Source organism: Isoptericola sp. NPDC056618, from assembly GCF_042792715.1.
In the GTDB taxonomy this organism is placed as follows: domain Bacteria; phylum Actinomycetota; class Actinomycetes; order Actinomycetales; family Cellulomonadaceae; genus Isoptericola; species Isoptericola nanjingensis.
The window spans coordinates 215,294-231,932 of record NZ_JBHTVZ010000002.1 but is presented as its reverse complement, the minus strand read 5'-3'; the positions used below and the strand labels follow the sequence as shown (position 1 = coordinate 231,932).

General features: G+C 74.3%; 12 protein-coding genes. 6 read left to right on the top strand and 6 right to left on the bottom strand.

Annotated features, from left to right (window positions below; genetic code table 11):
- Window positions 1–38 precede the first annotated feature (38 nt).
- From ACFQ8T_RS04105 to ACFQ8T_RS04090, 4 genes are all read left to right on the top strand, one after another.
- The gene (locus ACFQ8T_RS04105; RefSeq protein ID WP_430545285.1) at window positions 39–695 is read left to right on the top strand and encodes a DUF3000 domain-containing protein; all 657 of its coding nucleotides are present in this window, start codon (window positions 39–41) and stop codon (window positions 693–695) included.
- Complete coding sequence (locus tag ACFQ8T_RS04100; RefSeq protein ID WP_430545284.1) at window positions 692–1,921, top strand: HRDC domain-containing protein; 1,230 nt, start codon at window positions 692–694, stop codon at window positions 1,919–1,921. Before ACFQ8T_RS04105 ends, ACFQ8T_RS04100 begins: the two co-directional genes overlap by 4 nt.
- Window positions 1,922–2,084: 163 nt before the next feature.
- The gene (locus tag ACFQ8T_RS04095) at window positions 2,085–3,344 is read left to right on the top strand and encodes a thiolase family protein (protein ID WP_429763712.1); all 1,260 of its coding nucleotides are present in this window, start codon (window positions 2,085–2,087) and stop codon (window positions 3,342–3,344) included.
- 5 nt (window positions 3,345–3,349) lie between these two features.
- On the top strand, window positions 3,350–5,506 hold the full coding sequence (locus ACFQ8T_RS04090; RefSeq protein WP_430545283.1) for a 3-hydroxyacyl-CoA dehydrogenase NAD-binding domain-containing protein: 2,157 nt from the start codon (window positions 3,350–3,352) through the stop codon (window positions 5,504–5,506).
- Window positions 5,507–5,617: 111 nt separating this feature from the next.
- On the opposite strand, the gene ACFQ8T_RS04085 is transcribed toward ACFQ8T_RS04090, so the two are convergent.
- The gene (locus ACFQ8T_RS04085) at window positions 5,618–7,006 is read right to left on the bottom strand and encodes a pyridoxal phosphate-dependent decarboxylase family protein (protein WP_430545282.1); all 1,389 of its coding nucleotides are present in this window, start codon (window positions 7,004–7,006) and stop codon (window positions 5,618–5,620) included.
- A gap of 184 nt (window positions 7,007–7,190) precedes the next feature.
- Here ACFQ8T_RS04085 and ACFQ8T_RS04080 point away from each other — a divergent pair, with 184 nt between their 5' ends.
- Window positions 7,191–8,294 (top strand): glutamate--cysteine ligase, encoded by a 1,104-nt coding sequence (locus tag ACFQ8T_RS04080; RefSeq protein WP_430545281.1) that lies wholly within the window; start codon window positions 7,191–7,193, stop codon window positions 8,292–8,294.
- Window positions 8,295–8,309: 15 nt separating this feature from the next.
- Here ACFQ8T_RS04080 and ACFQ8T_RS04075 read toward each other — a convergent pair whose 3' ends face one another.
- The 5 genes from ACFQ8T_RS04075 to dxs all read right to left on the bottom strand — a co-directional run bounded on the left by ACFQ8T_RS04075 (window position 8,310) and on the right by dxs (window position 14,981).
- The gene (locus ACFQ8T_RS04075) at window positions 8,310–9,077 is read right to left on the bottom strand and encodes a PIG-L deacetylase family protein (RefSeq protein WP_430545280.1); all 768 of its coding nucleotides are present in this window, start codon (window positions 9,075–9,077) and stop codon (window positions 8,310–8,312) included.
- A gap of 18 nt (window positions 9,078–9,095) precedes the next feature.
- Entirely contained in the window at window positions 9,096–9,965 is an 870-nt protein-coding gene (gene pflA / locus ACFQ8T_RS04070) for a pyruvate formate-lyase-activating protein (RefSeq protein WP_430545279.1), read from the bottom strand.
- A gap of 2 nt (window positions 9,966–9,967) precedes the next feature.
- Complete coding sequence (gene pflB, locus ACFQ8T_RS04065; protein WP_430545278.1) at window positions 9,968–12,223, bottom strand: formate C-acetyltransferase; 2,256 nt, start codon at window positions 12,221–12,223, stop codon at window positions 9,968–9,970.
- A 151-nt stretch (window positions 12,224–12,374) separates the two neighbouring features.
- Window positions 12,375–13,040: an HAD family hydrolase gene (locus tag ACFQ8T_RS04060; protein ID WP_430545277.1), complete on the bottom strand. Its 666-nt coding sequence runs from the start codon at window positions 13,038–13,040 to the stop codon at window positions 12,375–12,377.
- Between the two features lie 48 nt (window positions 13,041–13,088).
- Complete coding sequence (dxs, locus tag ACFQ8T_RS04055; protein ID WP_430545276.1) at window positions 13,089–14,981, bottom strand: 1-deoxy-D-xylulose-5-phosphate synthase; 1,893 nt, start codon at window positions 14,979–14,981, stop codon at window positions 13,089–13,091.
- Between the two features lie 207 nt (window positions 14,982–15,188).
- Here dxs and ACFQ8T_RS04050 point away from each other — a divergent pair, with 207 nt between their 5' ends.
- Window positions 15,189–16,637: a GuaB1 family IMP dehydrogenase-related protein gene (locus ACFQ8T_RS04050; protein WP_429763721.1), complete on the top strand. Its 1,449-nt coding sequence runs from the start codon at window positions 15,189–15,191 to the stop codon at window positions 16,635–16,637.
- Window positions 16,638–16,639 lie beyond the last annotated feature (2 nt).

The window sequence follows — 16,639 nt, the reverse complement described above, 5'->3', positions numbered from 1 at the left end:
TCGCCCGACCGGCCGCGCCGGGCCGTACGGTGGCTGGCGTGACCGGCGATCGCACGGGTGACTCGAAGCGGGACCCTCGGCAGGAGACCCGGCAGGTGCCCGCCCCGTTCGCGGCCGCGCTGGCGTCCCTGCGCGAGCGGCGGCTGCGCGGCGAGGTGCACCTGGCGGAGATCCCCGGCCCCACGCGCGTGGCCCCGTACTCGGTGGCCCTCGAGGGCGAGGTCGCCGAGCCCGCGGGCGAGGAGGTCGCCACGGGCCGGTTCGTCGTCCTGCACGACCCCGAGGGGCAGGAGACCTGGCAGGGCATCTTCCGGGTCGTCACGCTGGTGCGCGCCACCCTCGAGCCCGAGCTCGCCGCCGACCCCCTGCTGGCCGACGTCGCGTGGACCTGGGTGACGGAGTCGCTCGAGGCCGCGGGCGTGGACGCCCTGGCGATCGGCGGCACCGTGACGCGCGTCCTCTCCCAGAGCTTCGGCGCGCTGGGCGCCACGCCCGACGCGGTGGACCTCGAGATCCGCGCGTCCTGGACGCCCACCGACACCGACCTCGGGATGCACCTCGCCGTGTGGGGCGACCTCATGGCGACGGCCGGCGGCCTGCCCCCGCTGCCCGACGGCGTCGCCTCGCTCGCCGCGCGGTCGGGCGGTCGCGGGCACCCGCGCCCCGGGTCCCGACCGCATACCGTGGGGCCATGAGCTCAGCAGTCCCCCCGACCGCCACCGACGTCGTCCCGCTCACCGAGCCGGCCGACGGCGTCGGGCGCGTCGTCGACACCCCGGCCGCCCTCGACCGCGTGGTCGAGCGGTTCGCGACCGGCACCGGTCCCGTCGCCGCCGACGCGGAGCGCGCCTCGGGCTACCGCTACGGTCAGGCCACCTACCTGGTCCAGCTGCGCCGCGAGGGCGCCGGCACGGCGCTCCTCGACCCGGTCGCGCTGCCCGACCTGTCGGCGATCGGCGACGCCGTGGGCGACGCCGAGTGGGTGCTGCACGCCGCCTCCCAGGACCTGCCGGGGCTCGCCGAGCACGGGCTGCGGCCGGCGCGCGTCTTCGACACCGAGCTCGCCGCGCGCCTGCTGGGCCTGGAGCGCGTCGGCCTCGCGGCGGTCGTCGCGGAGCTGCTCGGCCTGGGCCTCGCCAAGGAGCACTCCGCCGTCGACTGGTCCACGCGGCCCCTGCCCGAGGACTGGCTGCGCTACGCCGCGCTCGACGTCGAGGTGCTGGTGGACCTGCGCGACCGCCTGGCGGAACGGCTCGACGCGGACGGCAAGGCGGAGTGGGCGGCCCAGGAGTTCGAGGCCGAGCGCACCGCGCCTCCCCCGGCACCGCGCGTCGACCCGTGGCGGCGCACGTCGGGCACGCACACGCTGCGCGACCGGCGTCAGCTGGCCGTGGTCCGCAGCCTCTGGCTGGCGCGCGACGCGAGCGCTCGCGCCCGCGACGTCTCCCCCGGCCGGGTGCTGCCGGACCGCGCCATCGTGGCCGCCGCCCGCGCGCTGCCGCGCACCGTGCCGCAGCTCACCGCCCTGCCGGAGTTCGCGGGCAAGGCCACGCGCCGCCGCGCGCCCGCCTGGCAGCGCGCGATCGACGAGGCCCTCGCCCTGCCCGACGACCGGCTGCCGAGCCAGCGCGGCCCGCGTACCGACGGACCGCCCCAGCCGCGCACCTGGGCCGACCGAGACCCCGTCGCAGCCCGGCGGCTCACGACGGCCCGCGACCTCCTCGCCACGATGTCCGGCGACCTGCACGTGCCGGTCGAGAACCTGCTGCAGCCGGACGCCCTGCGCCGCCTGTGCTGGACGCCGCCGGACCCGGCCCGCTCGGCAGAGATCGCGGAGTTCCTCCGGGGTCGCGGCGCGCGTCCGTGGCAGGTCGAGCTGGTCGCGACCCCGCTCGAGGACGCCTTCTCCACCGTCTCCTGACCTTCGACCCGTCAGGTGAGACGGGGTCTCAGAGTGGTCTATCCTGGTTCCCGGTACTCGCGGTAGCGTGTACCTCGGCGCCGGCCCCACCGGGTCGTCGCCCGAGAGCGGCGTCGCTCGTCGGACGCCGAAGTCCCGACCCCCGCCTGCGGATGGAGTTTCCATGACCACACGGAACCCGGCCCGCCGCGCGCTGCGCGACGTCGTCTTCGTCGAGGGCGTGCGCACGCCGTTCGGCAAGGCCCGGCCCGACGGCCTGTACGCCGAGACCCGAGCCGACGACCTCGTCGTCAAGGCCGTCCGCGAGCTGCTGCGCCGCCACCCCGAGCTGCCGGGCGAGCGCGTGGACGAGGTGGCCATCGCCGCCACCACCCAGCAGGGCGACCAGGGCCTGACCCTCGGCCGCACCGTGGGGATGCTCGCCGGCCTCCCCCAGACCGTCCCCGGCTTCGCCATCGACCGCATGTGCGCGGGCGCCATGACCGCCGTCACGACGACCGCCGCCGGCATCGCGACCGGCAGCGCCGACGTCGTCATCGCGGGCGGCGTGGAGCACATGGGCCGCCACCCGATGGGCTTCGACGCCGACCCGAACCCGCGCTTCCTGTCCGAGAAGCTCGTGGACCCCGAGTCGCTCAACATGGGTGTCACGGCCGAGAACCTGCACGACAAGTTCCCGCACCTCACCAAGGAGCGCGCGGACGCCTACGCCGTCAACAGCCAGGCCAAGTACGCCAAGGCGCTCGCCAACGGCGACGTCGGCCCGGAGCTCGTCCCCGTCGCCGTGCGCTCCGCCGAGCAGGGCTGGGGCCTGGCCACCGCCGACGAGCTCCCCCGCCCCGGCACCACCGTCGAGGGCATCGCGAACCTCAAGACGCCGTTCCGCCCGGGCGGACGCGTCACCGCGGGCAACGCGTCCCCGCTGACCGACGGAGCCACCGCCGCGCTGCTCGCCTCGGGCGACACCGCCGCCGAGCTGGGCCTGCCCGTCGCGATGCGCCTGGTCTCGTCCGCGTTCGCCGGCGTCGACCCGTCGATCATGGGCTACGGCCCGGTCCCCGCCACCGACCGGGCGCTCGCCCAGGCCGGGCTGACCATCGACGACATCGGCCTGTTCGAGATCAACGAGGCCTTCGCCGTGCAGGTGCTGAGCTTCCTCGACCACTACGGCATCGCCGACGACGACGAGCGCGTCAACCCGTACGGCGGCGCCATCGCCATGGGCCACCCGCTGGCCAGCTCGGGCGTGCGCCTCATGACGCAGCTCGCGCACCAGTTCGCGCAGCACCCCGAGGTCCGGTACGGCATCACCACCATGTGCGTGGGCCTCGGCCAGGGCGGCACCGTCATCTGGGAGAACCCGCACCACGCCGACTACTCCGGCCACACCACCGCGACGACCGCGACGGACGAGGAGAACTGACCGCGATGCCCTCGAACACGACCGAGAACACCTCCGGCGTCCGCGCCGAGCGCGTCACGCACTCCCTCGTCCGGGACGTCGAGCTCCCGGGCGGCGCGGGCACCCTCGCGCTCGTCACGCTGGACAACGGCCTCGACCACACCAAGCCCAACACCCTGGGCCCCGAGGGCATGGCCGAGCTCACCGCGGCGCTGACCGCGCTGCAGGAGCGCGCGGGCCGCGGGGAGATCGCCGCCGTCGCCGTCACCGGCAAGCCGTACTTCCTCGCCGCGGGCGCCGACCTGCTGCAGGTCTCCACCGTCACCTCGCACGAGCAGGCGCTCGAGCTGGGCCGGTCCGGCCACGCCGCCTACGAGCTGCTGCACACCATGGGCGTGCCCACGTTCGCGTTCGTCAACGGGCTGGCGCTCGGCGGCGGCCTCGAGGTCGCGCTCAACTGCGACTACCGCACGGTGTCGTCCGACGCCCCCGCGCTCGGCCTGCCCGAGACCGGCCTCGGCCTCATCCCGGGCTGGGGCGGCGCCTACCTCGTGCCGCGTCTCGTGGGCATCGAGAAGGCCGTCGACGTGATTCTCACGCGCCCCGCGACGCAGAAGCCGTTCAAGGCGGCCGAGGCCGCGCAGATCGGCCTCGTGGACCAGCTCCTCGAGCCGGCCGACTTCCTCGAGCAGTCGATCCTGTGGGCGTCGCGGGTGCTGCGCGGCGACGTCGAGGTCCCCCGCCGCGAGCTCGACCCCCAGCCGGTGTGGGACGCCGTCGTCGCGGCCACGCGCCAGCGGCTCGACGCCGTCGTCGCGGGCTCGCGCCCGGCGCCGTACCGCGCCCTGGACCTGCTCGCGGCGGCCCGGACGGCCACCCGCGAGGAGGCCTTCGCGGCCGAGGACCAGGCGCTGGCGGACCTCATCATGTCCGACGAGATGCGCGCCAGCGTCTACGCCTTCCAGCTCGTCTCGGGCGGCAAGAAGCCCGTCGGCGCCCCGGACAAGAGCCTCGCCCGACCGGTCACCCGGGTCGGCATCGTCGGCGCCGGCCTCATGGCCGCGCAGATCGCGCTGCTCGTCGCGCAGCGCCTCGGCGTCCCCGTCGTCATGCGCGACCTGGACCAGGAGCGGGTCGACAAGGGCCTCGGCTTCGTCCGGTCCACGGTCGAGAAGCTCGTCGGCCGCGGGCGGATGACGCCCGAGGCCGCCGCGCGCATCGTCGCGAGCGTCACCGGCACCACCGACATCGGCGAGTTCGCCTCCTGCGACGTGGTGATCGAGGCGGTCACCGAGGTCATGGGTCTCAAGAAGAAGGTCTTCGCCGAGCTCGAGGGCATCGTCCGCGAGGACACGATCCTCGCGACGAACACCTCCGCGCTGTCCGTCACCGAGATGGCGGCCGACCTCCGGCACCCCGAGCGCGTCGTGGGCATCCACTTCTTCAACCCCGTGGCCCAGATGCCGCTGGTCGAGGTCGTCAAGGCCGAGCGGACCTCGGACGAGGCGCTGGCCACGGCGTTCGCCATCACGAAGAAGCTGCGCAAGACGGCGGTGCTCGTCGCCGACCGGCCCGGCTTCGTCGTCAACCGGCTGCTCGTGCTGGTCATGGGCAAGGTCGTCGAGGCCATCGAGAACGGCACGTCCGTCGAGGTGGCCGACACGGCGCTGGCGCCGCTGGGCTTCCCGATGCCGACCTTCGAGCTCTTCGACCTCGTCGGCCCGGCCGTCGGCCTGCACGTGCTCACCTCGCTGCGCGAGGACCTGGGCGACCGGTTCCCGACCTCCCCCGGCCTGGAGAAGCTGGTCGCGGACGGCACGCGCGTCGTGCTCGACCGTCCCGCCCCCGGGCTGCCCAAGCCGGTCGACCCGGCGATCCAGGCGGTCTTCGGCGAGGCGCTCCCGGCCGGCGAGCAGGGCCGGCACGGCACCCCCGTGCTCGACGCCGCGGGCGTGCTGGACTCCGTGCTCACGGCGCTGACGGTCGAGATCGGTCACATGCTCGACGAGGGCGTGGTCGCCGGGCCGCAGCAGATCGACCTGTGCATGATCCTCGGCGCCGGGTGGGGCTTCCACACCGGCGGCATCACGCCGTACCTCGACCGCGCCGGGTACTCGGCGAAGGTCCTGGGCCGGCGGATCCTGCCCGACGGCGTCGCCAACGTCCCCGAGGCCGTCGCCTGACACGCCCTCCTCGGAGACCCGAGCCGCACGGCTCACGACGCACCGGTGGCCCGGTCCCTCGCCGGGACCGGGCCACCGGTGCGCTCCTCCGCCCGCAGCCGCCGCCGCGGACTACTCCGGGCCCCGGACAGCACGCCGTACCGCCTCGACCGTCCTCGCGACGTCGTCCTCGTCCGTGGACCAGTTGCTCACCGAGACCCGCAGGACGTCCCGGCCCCGCCATCGGGAGCCGGAGATCCACGTCTCGCCGTCGGCGAGGAGCCGCGCGCCGACCGCGCGCGTCTGGGCGTCGTCGTCGAGCGCGAGGCACACCTGGGTGTAGACGACGTCGTTGACGACGCGCACGCCGTCGATGCGCGCGACGCCCTCGGCGATCGCCCGGGCGCGCTCCGCCAGGCCTCCGACGAGCCCGGCCAACCCCTCCCGCCCCAGCGAACGCAGCGCGGCCCAGGTGGGCACGCCGCGCGCACGCCGCGAGAGCTCGGGCGCCTTGTCGTAGGGGTTGCCGGGGCCGGGCGCGTCCACGAGGTACGCCGTGTGCACGCCGAACGCCGCGCGGACGGCGGCAGGGTCAGCCACGACGGCGACGCCGCAGTCGTACGGCACGTTCAGCGTCTTGTGCGCGTCGGTCGCCCAGGAGTCGGCGCCCTCGATCCCCTGCACCAGGTGGGCGAGACCCGGCACCGCCCCCGCCCAGAGGCCGAACGCGCCGTCGACGTGGACCCAGGCGCCGTGGTCGTGCGCGAGCGGGATCGCCTCCGCGAAGGGGTCGAAGGACCCGGAGTGCACGTTGCCGGCCTGCAGAGCCACGATCGTCGGCGCCCCCGGCGGCCCCTCGGCGAGCGCGGCGGCCAGGGACTCCGTGCGCAGTCGGCCCTGGTCGTCGGCCGCCACCTCCGTCGGGGCGCCGAGCCCGAGGTAGCGCAGCGCGAGATCGACGGAGTCGTGGCGCTCGGCACCGACCAGCACGCGCACCGGAGGCCCGCCCGTCAGGCCCCGCTCGTGGACCTCCCACCCCGCACGGCCGAGAACGGCCCCGCGCGCCGCGGCCAGCCCGGTGAGGTTCGCCGTCGTCGCGCCGGTCACGAAGCCCACGTCGGAGCCCGCGGGCAGGCCGAGCGCGTCGAGCACCCACCGTCCCGCCTCCTCCTCGACCGCGACGACGCCCGGCGTGGAGAACCGCATCCCGGCGTTCTGGTCCCAGGCGCTCACGAGCCAGTCGGCGCCCAGCGCCGCGGGCAGGGTGCCGCCCATGACCCAGCCGAAGAACCGGCCCGACCCGATCGCCATCAGGCCGGGCTCGACCCGGGCGGCGAGCTCGTCGACCACGTCCGCCGGCGCGAGCCCGCGACCGGGCAACGGCCCGGCGAGCGTCCGGCCGACGGCGTCCGCGTCGGCGCGCGGCGGGACCGGCCGCTCCCCCACGTCGTCGAGCCACGCCCGCGCGTGGTGCACGGCGCGGTCGAGCGCGCCGTCGAAGTCCTTGCCTCTGACCGTCATCCGGGTGCTCCTTCGCGACCGGCCTCGGTGCCGCCGCCAGGATATCGAGAGGGAGATCACGGGGCGGGACGACGGCCTCGGTAGGAGGGAGGGCAGCGCCCGACGCCCGGGACATCCTCGCTGCGAAGACCCGCGGGCCGGCGGAAGTGCGCGACGATCACGCACGCGTGTGAGACTTCCCCGCATGAAGCGGACCATGGGTATCGAGGAGGAGTTCCTGCTGGTCGGGGACGACGGACGGCCGGTCGCACGGGCCAGCGAGGCGCTCGACGCCTCGGGCGTCGACCTGACGAGGTCTCCCGAGACCGGCGGGGGCGCGCTCGAGACCGAGTTCATGGAGGAACAGCTCGAGACGGCGACCCACCCGCGCCACGAGCTCACCGACCTCGCCGCGGAGGTCCGCGCGGGCCGGCAGCGCGCGCAGGCGGCGGCCGACCGGGTCGGGGTGCGCGTCGCGGCGCTGGCCACGTCCCCGTGGCCGTTCGAGGGCACGACGGTGGCGCGGCTGCGCTACCTGGAGGCGCGGGCCGCGTTCGGCCTCACGGCCCGCGAACAGCTCACCAGCGGCTGCCACGTGCACGTCGCCGTGGCCGACGACGCCGAGGGCGTGGCCGTCCTCGACCGCATCGGGCCGTGGCTGTCCGTGCTGCTCGCGCTGAGCGCGAACTCGCCCTTCTGGCAGGGCGAGGACTCCAGCTTCGCCAGCTACCGCTCCCAGGTGTGGGCGCGCTGGCCCACGTCCGGACCGGCCCGCTCCTTCGGGTCCCCGGAGGCCTACCGGCAGGCGGTCGACGACCTCGTCGCCACCGGGACGATCCTCGACCAGAACATGGTGTACTTCGACGCCCGGCTCTCCGCCCGCTACCCCACCGTCGAGATCCGCGTCGCCGACGTCTGCCTCGACGCCGACACGGCCACCCTGCTGGGTGCCCTCGCCCGCGGGCTCGTCGAGACGGCGGCACGCGAGGCCTCGGAAGGGCTCGCCGCGCCGGTGCTGCGGCCCGAGCTGCTGCGCACCGCCTCCTGGCGCGCAGGTCGCTCGGGGCTGTCGACGGAGCTGCTGTCGCCGCACACGTGGCAGCCTGCACCCGCGCACGACGTCGTCGGGCAGCTCGTGGCGCACGTGCGCGAGGCGCTCATCGACACCGACGACCTGGACGCGGTCACCGAGCTCCTCGGCCGGCTGTGGGCCGGGGGCGGCGGTGCCGCACGGCAGCGCGCGTGGCACGCGGAGTCGGGCGACCTGCGCGCCGTCGTGGACCGCGCCGTCGAGGTCACCCACGCCTGAGCGTGCGGTCTCGCGTCAGTCGTCCCAGCCCATGCGGAGCACCTCGAACGACGTCGCGTGCTCCACGCCCAGCCGCGGCCCGGTGGCCGACGTCATCCGGGCGAGGAACTCGGCCGGGTCGAAGTGCTCCCACCCGAGACCGTCCAGGTAGGCGGCGTGGGCCCGCAGCGACGCGACGCCCGCGTCGAACGTGTCGGTGACGTCGACCGCGTGCCCCGCGTCGGGCGACCCGGCGACCCACACCTGACGCACGCCGCCCCACGGCTCGAGCCCCTCGGCCTCGAGCTGGTCGGTGAAGACCCACCGGTTGCCGGCGTCGCGCACCGCGTCGACGACGGCGCGCCCGGTCGCGACGTGGTCGGCCTGGTTGAGCATCCCGCCGGGGAAGGTCTCGCGGTAGTTGCCGGTGATGACGACCTCCGGCCGGTGCCGGCGCACGGCGCCGGCGACCGCCCGGCGCAGCGGCAGGCCGTACTCGATCACCCCGTCGGCGAACCCGAGGAACTCGACCTCCTCGACGCCGACGGCCCTCGCGGAGGCGGTCTGCTCGGCCTCGCGCACCCGGCGCGCCTCGTCGGGGTGCATGCCGTCGATCCCGGCCTCGCCGCTGGTCACCATGCTGTAGACGACCCGCTTCCCCTGGCCGGTCCAGCGGGCGACGGCCGCAGCCGCGCCGAACTCCATGTCGTCGGGGTGCGCCACCACCGCGAGCGCCGTCGTCCAGGTCTCGTCGAGGGGGCGCAGCGGCGCGCCCTCGTCGGCACGGTCGGGTGTCGTCGTCATGCCGACCACGCTAGCGACTCAGTACGTCGTCAGCCCGTGGGCGCGGAAGACGTCGCGCACGTCCTCGGTCGCCTCCGGCGTCGGCGGCTCGGTGCCGTCGAGCTCGTAGGTGCGCCCGAGCTCGGCCCACTTGTCGCGGGCCATCTGGTGGAACGGCAGCACCTCGACGCGCTCGACCGTGCCAGGGCGCACGGTCTCGATCTCCGCCGCGTGCCGGGCGACGGCGGCGACGTTCTCCGGGTCGTCGGTGAGGCCGGGCACGAGGACGAACCGCACCCAGACCTTGACGCCGCGCTCGGCGAGGCGGCGCCCGAAGCGGAGCGTGGGCGCCAGGGAGCGCCCCGTCACGCGCCGGTATGTCTCCTCGTCGCCCGCCTTGATGTCGAGCAGCACCAGGTCCGTGTCGTCGAGAATCGCGTCGGTCGCGTTGGCGCCGAGGAAGCCCGAGGTGTCGAGGGTCGTGTGCACCCCGAGCTCCTTCGCGCCGCGCAGGACCCGCGCGGCGAACGCGGGCTGCATGAGCACCTCGCCGCCCGAGAGCGTGAGGCCGCCGCCTGTCGCGGAGAAGATGCCGCGGTAGCGCGCCACGCGGGCCAGCAGGTCCTCGGCGAGGACGGGCTCGCCGTCCTTCATCGCCAGGGTGTCGGGGTTGTGGCAGTACAGGCAGCGCAGCGGGCAGCCGCTGAGGAACACCGTCAGCCGCGTCCCCGGGCCGTCCACGGCGGTCACGAGCTCCCAGGAGTGCACCGAGCCGAGCTCCCCCGAGCGCATCAGCGCCAGGCGGTCGGAGCGGCCCACCTCCTCGGTGTCCACGGTCTCGATCCCCCGCAGGCCGGCGCCGGCCCGGCGCCGGGAGGGGGCGTCCAGCAACGCCGGGCCGGCAGTCATGGTCAGAGCCCCCCGTGGAAGGTGCGCGACAGCACGTCCAGCTGCTGCTCGCGGGTCAGCCGCACGAAGTTCACCGCGTAGCCGGAGACGCGGATCGTGAGCTGCGGGTACTTCTCCGGGTGCTCCATCGCGTCCTGGAGCGTCTCGCGCACGAGGACGTTGACGTTCATGTGGTAGCCGTCGGCGCCCACCGAGGCGTCGAGCAGGCCGGCGAGGTTCGCGACCTGCTCCTCGCGGGTGCGGCCGAGGCCGGAGGGCACGACGGTGTTGGTCAGCGAGATCCCGTCCTGCGCCTGGTCGTAGGGCAGCTTCGCGACGGACAGCGCCGAGGCGAGCATGCCGTGCGTGTCGCGGCCGTTCATCGGGTTCGCGCCGGGCGAGAAGGGCTCGCCCGCGCGGCGGCCGTCCGGGGTGTTCCCGGTCGCCTTGCCGTAGACCACGTTGGACGTGATCGTCAGCACCGACTGCGTGGGCACCGCGTCGCGGTACATCCGGTGGCTGCGGATCTTCGCCATGAACGACTCGACCAGCTCGACGGCGATGGCGTCGACGCGGTCGTCGTCGTTGCCGTAGGCGGGCCAGTCGCCCTCAGTCTCGTAGTCGACGACGATGCCGCGCTCGTCGGTCACCGGGGTGACGGTGGCGTACCGGATGGCCGACAGGGAGTCCGCCGCGACCGACAGGCCGGCGATGCCGCAGGCCATGGTGCGCAGCACGTCCTTGTCGTGCAGGGCCATCTCGAGCCGCTCGTACGCGTACTTGTCGTGCGACCAGTGGATGCAGTTCAGCGCCTCGACGTACGTCTCGGCGAGCCAGTCCATGGTGCGGTCGAAGCGGGCACGCACGTCGTCGTAGTCCAGCGGCAGCCCCGGCGCGACGGCGGGGAACGCCGGCGAGACCTGCTTCCCGGTGACCTCGTCCCTGCCGCCGTTGATCGCGTACAGCAGCGCCTTGGCGAGGTTCACGCGGGCGCCGAAGAACTGCATCTGCTTGCCGACCGCCATCGGCGAGACGCAGCACGCGATGGCGGCGTCGTCGCCCCACGCGGGGCGGATCTGCTCGTCCGACTCGTACTGCACCGCGGAGGTGTCGATCGACACCTTGGCGCAGAACTCCTTGAACCCCTCGGGCAGCCGAGGGCTCCAGAACACCGTCATGTTCGGCTCGGGCGCGGGGCCCAGGTTGTACAGGGTCTGCAGGAAGCGGAACGAGTTCTTCGTGACGAGGGGCCGACCGTCCTCGCCCATCCCGCCGATGGTCTCGGTGACCCAGGTCGGGTCGCCGGAGAACAGCGCGTCGTACTCGGGGGTGCGCAGGAAGCGCACGATCCGCAGCTTGATGACGAAGTCGTCGACGATCTCCTGCGCCTCGGGCTCGGTGAGCCGCCCCGCGTCCAGGTCGCGCTCGATGTAGACGTCGAGGAAGGTAGACGTGCGGCCGAGCGACATCGCGGCGCCGTTCTGCTCCTTCACCGCGGCGAGGTAGCCGAAGTAGAGCCACTGCACGGCCTCGCGCGCCGTCGTCGCCGGGCCCGAGATGTCGTACCCGTACGACGCGGCCATCTCCTTGAGCTCCCCGAGCGCGCGGATCTGCTCCGCGTGCTCCTCGCGCTCGCGCACGACGGACTCGCTGAACGGCCGGACGTCGAGGCCGAGCTTGTCGACCTTCTTCGCCGCGACCAGCTGGTCGACGCCGTACAGGGCCACGCGGCGGTAGTCGCCGATGATGCGGCCGCGTCCGTAGGCGTCCGGCAGGCCGGTGATGACGTGCGAGCTGCGGGCGGCGCGGACGTTCGGCGGGTAGACGTCGAAGACGCCCTGGTTGTGCGTCTTGCGGTACTCGGAGAAGACCTTCTTGAGGTTCTCGTCCACCGGGTAGCCGTAGGTCTTCAGCGCGCCCTCGACCATGCGCCAGCCGCCGTTCGGCATGATCGCGCGCTTGAGGGGGGCGTCGGTCTGCAGGCCGACGATCAGCTCCGCGTCCCGGTCGATGTAGCCCGGCCCGTGCGCGGTGATGCCCGCCGGCGTGTGCGGGTCGACGTCGTAGACACCCTTCTCGCGCTCGGCCGGGAACATCGCCGAGAGCTGCTCCCACACCGCGGTGGTGCGCGCCGTCGGCCCCTCGAGGAACCCGTCGTCGCCCGTGTACGGGGTGTAGTTGCGCTGGATGAAGTCGCGGACGTCGATGCCGTCGCACCAGGGTCCCGGGGTGAAGCCCGTCCAGGCGGTGGTCGTGGTGGGTGCCGCGTCGGTGGTCATAGGGAGCCCCCTCCTTCTGAGGTATGACCACAGCCTATTCGTGAATGCCTTCACAAGCGATGCCGAGGCGCTGTGACGTCGCAGACACCTTCCAGCAAGCGATCTGCCGCGGGATCCCGATCGTTCCCGCGACGGATCGCTTGCTGGAAGGTCAGTCCAGGACGACGCCGGAGGGGGACGCCGCGAGCGCAAGGGCCTCGCGGGTCGTCGGCGCGACGACGTCGGGCCGGTCCGGCCCGTCCCACGACCGGCCGTGGGAGACCCAGGCGGTCCGTGTGCCCGCCGCGCGCCCGGCCGCGACGTCGGCGTGGCCGGCGTCGCCGACCATCCACACCTGCTGCCGGTCGACGTCGGCCGCGCCCAGCCGGTCCAGGGCGATCTCGAGCAGGCGCGGGTCGGGCTTCGCGACGCCCTCCTCCTCGGACACCACGACCGCGTCGACGTGGTCGCCGAGGCCGCAGCGCGCGATCTTGCCGCGCTGCTGGGCCGACGTCCCGTTGGTCACGACGGCCACCCGGCCCCCGGCCCCGCGCAGCGCGTCGAGCGAGGAGACGACGCCGTCGTACGGGCGCACGCCCTCGAGGATCCCCGCGCGGAAGCGCTCGATCGCGGCGGGCACGTCGTCGTCCCAGCCGAGGCGGTCGATCAGCACGCGGGCGAGGGCCGCCTTGGAGCCGTGCCCGCCCTCGTCGGCCGTGAGGATCGCGGCGAGGTCGCCCGTGGACCCGCCCACGACCTCGACCTCCCCGGTCGCCCACGACGCGAACGCCTCCGCCCGGCGCACCAGCGTGTTGTCGAGGTCGAGCAGCCAGATCATGACCGTGAGGCTAGCGGGCGCCGGGCGCCGGGCGGCGCCCGTCTCGCGTCAGTCGCGCGCGAGCGCCGCGAGCGCGTCGCGTACGGCGTCCTCGGCCCGCATCCGCTGCTGGCCGATGATCTGGTCGCGGCTGGCGTGGTCGAGGAACGCGACCGGCAGGCCGACGTGCACGAACGGCGTGCGCACGCCCTGCTCCCCCGCCCGCTGGGCGGTCATGGCTCCGACGCCGCCGTCGACGACGCCGTCCTCGATCGTCAGCACGAGATCGTGCTCGCCGGCGAGCTTGACCAGCGCCTCGGGCACCGGCAGCACCCACGTCGGCGCGACGACGTCGACCGCCAGGCCGTGCGCGGCCAGGGACTCGCCCGCCGCGAGCGCCGTGCCGACCATCGACCCGACACCCACGACGAGCACCTTGCGCCCGTCGCCCGCGCTGCCGCCACCCGGCACGTGGCGGGCGACGACGTCGACGCCGTCGAGCTCCTCGAGCGCCGGGATCGCGTCGGCGAGCGCGCCCTTGGGGTAGCGCACCACGGTCGGCGCGTCGTCGACGTCCACCGCCGCGCGCAGGGCCGCGCGGAGGGTGGGCTCGTCGCGGGGGGCGGCGAGCCGCAGCCCGGGGACGATGCGCAGCATCGCCATGTCCCACATCCCGTTGTGGCTGGCCCCGTCGTCGCCGGTGACGCCGGCCCGGTCGAGCACGAACGTCACGCCCGCCCGGTGGAGCGCGGCGTCCATGAGCACCTGGTCGAAGGCGCGGTTGAGGAACGTGGCGTAGACGGCGACCACCGGGTGCAGCCCGGCGAAGGCCATGCCGGCCGCCGAGGTCGCGGCGTGCTGCTCGGCGATGCCGACGTCGAAGGTGCGGTCCGGGAACTCCTGCGCGAACGGCGCCAGGCCCACCGGGTGCAGCATCGCCGCGGTGATGGCGACGACGTCCGGCCGGTCGCGGCCGATCTTCACGATCTCGTCGGCGAAGACCTTGGTCCAGCCGAACCGCGACGGCGCGACGGGCAGGCCGGTCTCGGGGTGGATCTGACCGACGGCGTGGAAGCGGTCGGCGACGTCCTGCTCGGCCGGGGTGTAGCCGCGCCCCTTCTCGGTGATGGCGTGCACGATCACGGGCCCGCCGTAGGCCTTGGCCCGGCGCAGCGCCTGCTCCATCGCCGCGACGTCGTGCCCGTCGACCGGGCCGACGTACTTCAGGCCGAGGTCCTCGAACATGCCCTGCGGCGCGACGACGTCCTTGATGCCCTTCTTCAGCCCGTGCAGCCAGTCGTACGCGAAGCGGCCGGGCGCGCCCGTGCGGTGCAGGGTGCGCTTGCCCCACGACAGGAACGCCTCGTAGCCGCGGGTGGTCCGCAGGGTGTCGAGGTGGTTGGCCACGCCGCCGATCGTCGGCGAGTAGGAGCGCCCGTTGTCGTTGACGACGATGACGAGCCGGCGGTCCTGCGACGCCGCGATGTTGTTCAGCGCCTCCCAGGCCATGCCGCCCGTGAGCGCGCCGTCGCCGATGACGGCGGCGACGTGCCGCTCCGGGTGCCCCTGCACGGCGTTGGCCTTGGCCACGCCGTCGGCCCACGACAGCGCGGTGGAGGCGTGCGAGTTCTCGACGACGTCGTGCTCGGACTCGGCGCGCGAGGGGTAGCCGGACATGCCGCCCGCCTTGCGCAGCGCGGAGAAGTCCTGCCGGCCCGTGAGGAGCTTGTGCACGTACGCCTGGTGGCCCGTGTCGAACACCAGGGTGTCCCGCGGGGACGCGAAGACGCGGTGCAGCGCGATCGTCAGCTCGACGACGCCCAGGTTCGGCCCGAGGTGACCGCCGGTGCGCGACACCTGGTCGACCAGGAAGGCCCGGATCTCCGCCGCGAGCTGCGTCGTCTGCTCCGGCGAGAGCCGGCGGACGTCCTCGGGCGAGCCGATGCTGCTCAGCAGGCTCATGCGTTCCTCCCCGTTCATAACCACACCACTCTAGGCGGTCCCGCCCCGTGGTCCGGGACGTCCCGCGGACGGCGCTCCGCCACGTGCGGGCGAGCGAGAGGGTAGTTTCGACCCTGCCGACGGGAACACGTGACCGCCGGCGAGCGTTCGGCAGAGGGACGACCCAGGAAGCTCGTCCTCTCCCGACACATCTCTCAGGGGACACCTGTGCGCTTTCTCGATGGGCAGCAGCCCACCACCGACCTCACCTACGGCGACGTCTTCATGGTCCCGTCCCGCTCGGACGTGACCAGCCGCTTCGACGTCGACCTCTCCACCGACGACGGCACGGGGACGACGATCCCGGTCGTCGTGGCGAACATGACGGCCGTCGCGGGCCGCCGGATGTCCGAGACGGTCGCCCGCCGCGGCGGCATCGCGATCATCCCGCAGGACATCCCGGTCGACGTCGTCGCCGACGTCGTGGCCGACGTGAAGTCGAAGGACCCGGTCATCGAGACGCCCGTCGTCGTGGCGCCCACGGACACCGTCTCCACGGTGCTGACGCTGCTGGGCAAGCGCGCGCACGGCGCGGCGGTCGTGGTGGCCGACGGGAAGCCCGTGGGCGTCGTCACGGAGGGTGACTGCGCCGCCGTCGACCGGTTCGCCCAGGTGCACCAGGTGATGTCGGACGACGTCGTCGCGCTCGATGCCGCGGCGATCGACGCCGAGGGGCTCGAGGCCACGTTCGAGCGCATGCACGCCGCCAAGATCCACCTCGCGCCCGTCGTGCGCGACGGCGTCCTCGCGGGCGTCCTCACCCGCAAGGGCGCCGTGCGCTCGTCCGTGTACCGGCCCGCGCTCGACGCCGCCGGCCGGCTGCGGATCGGCGCGGCCGTCGGCATCAACGGCGACGTGGCCGCCAAGACCCGCGAGCTGCTCGACGCGGGCGTGGACGTGCTGGTCGTCGACACCGCGCACGGTCACCAGTCGAAGATGCTGCAGGCCCTCGAGGCCGTGCGCTCCGTCGACCCGCAGGTGCCGGTCGTGGCCGGCAACGTCGTGACCGCCGCCGGCGTGCGCGACCTCGTCGCCGCGGGCGCCGACATCCTCAAGGTCGGCGTCGGGCCGGGCGCGATGTGCACCACGCGCATGCAGACCGCCGTGGGCCGCCCGCAGTTCTCCGCCGTGCTCGAGTGCGCGGCCGCCGCGCGCGAGCTCGGCAAGCACGTGTGGGCCGACGGCGGCGTGCGCCACCCCCGCGACGTCGCGCTGGCGCTGGCCGCCGGCGCGTCGCAGGTGATGGTCGGCTCGTGGTTCGCCGGCACGTACGAGTCGCCCGGCGACCTGCACGACGACGGCACGGGCCGCCTGTACAAGGACTCGTTCGGCATGGCGTCCGCGCGGGCCGTGGCGGCGCGCACCGCCGGGGCGGGCACCGCCTTCGGCCGCGCGCGCAAGGCCCTCTACGAGGAGGGCATCTCCACCGGGAAGATGTACGTCGACCCCCTGCGCCCGGGCGTCGAGGACCTGCTCGACGAGATCACCTCGGGCCTGCGCTCCAGCTGCACCTACGCCGGGGCACGCACGCTCGGGGAGTTCCACGAGCGCGCGCTGGTCGGCGTGCAGTCCGCCGCCGGTTACGCCGAGGGCATGCCGGTCGCGACGAGCTGGTGACC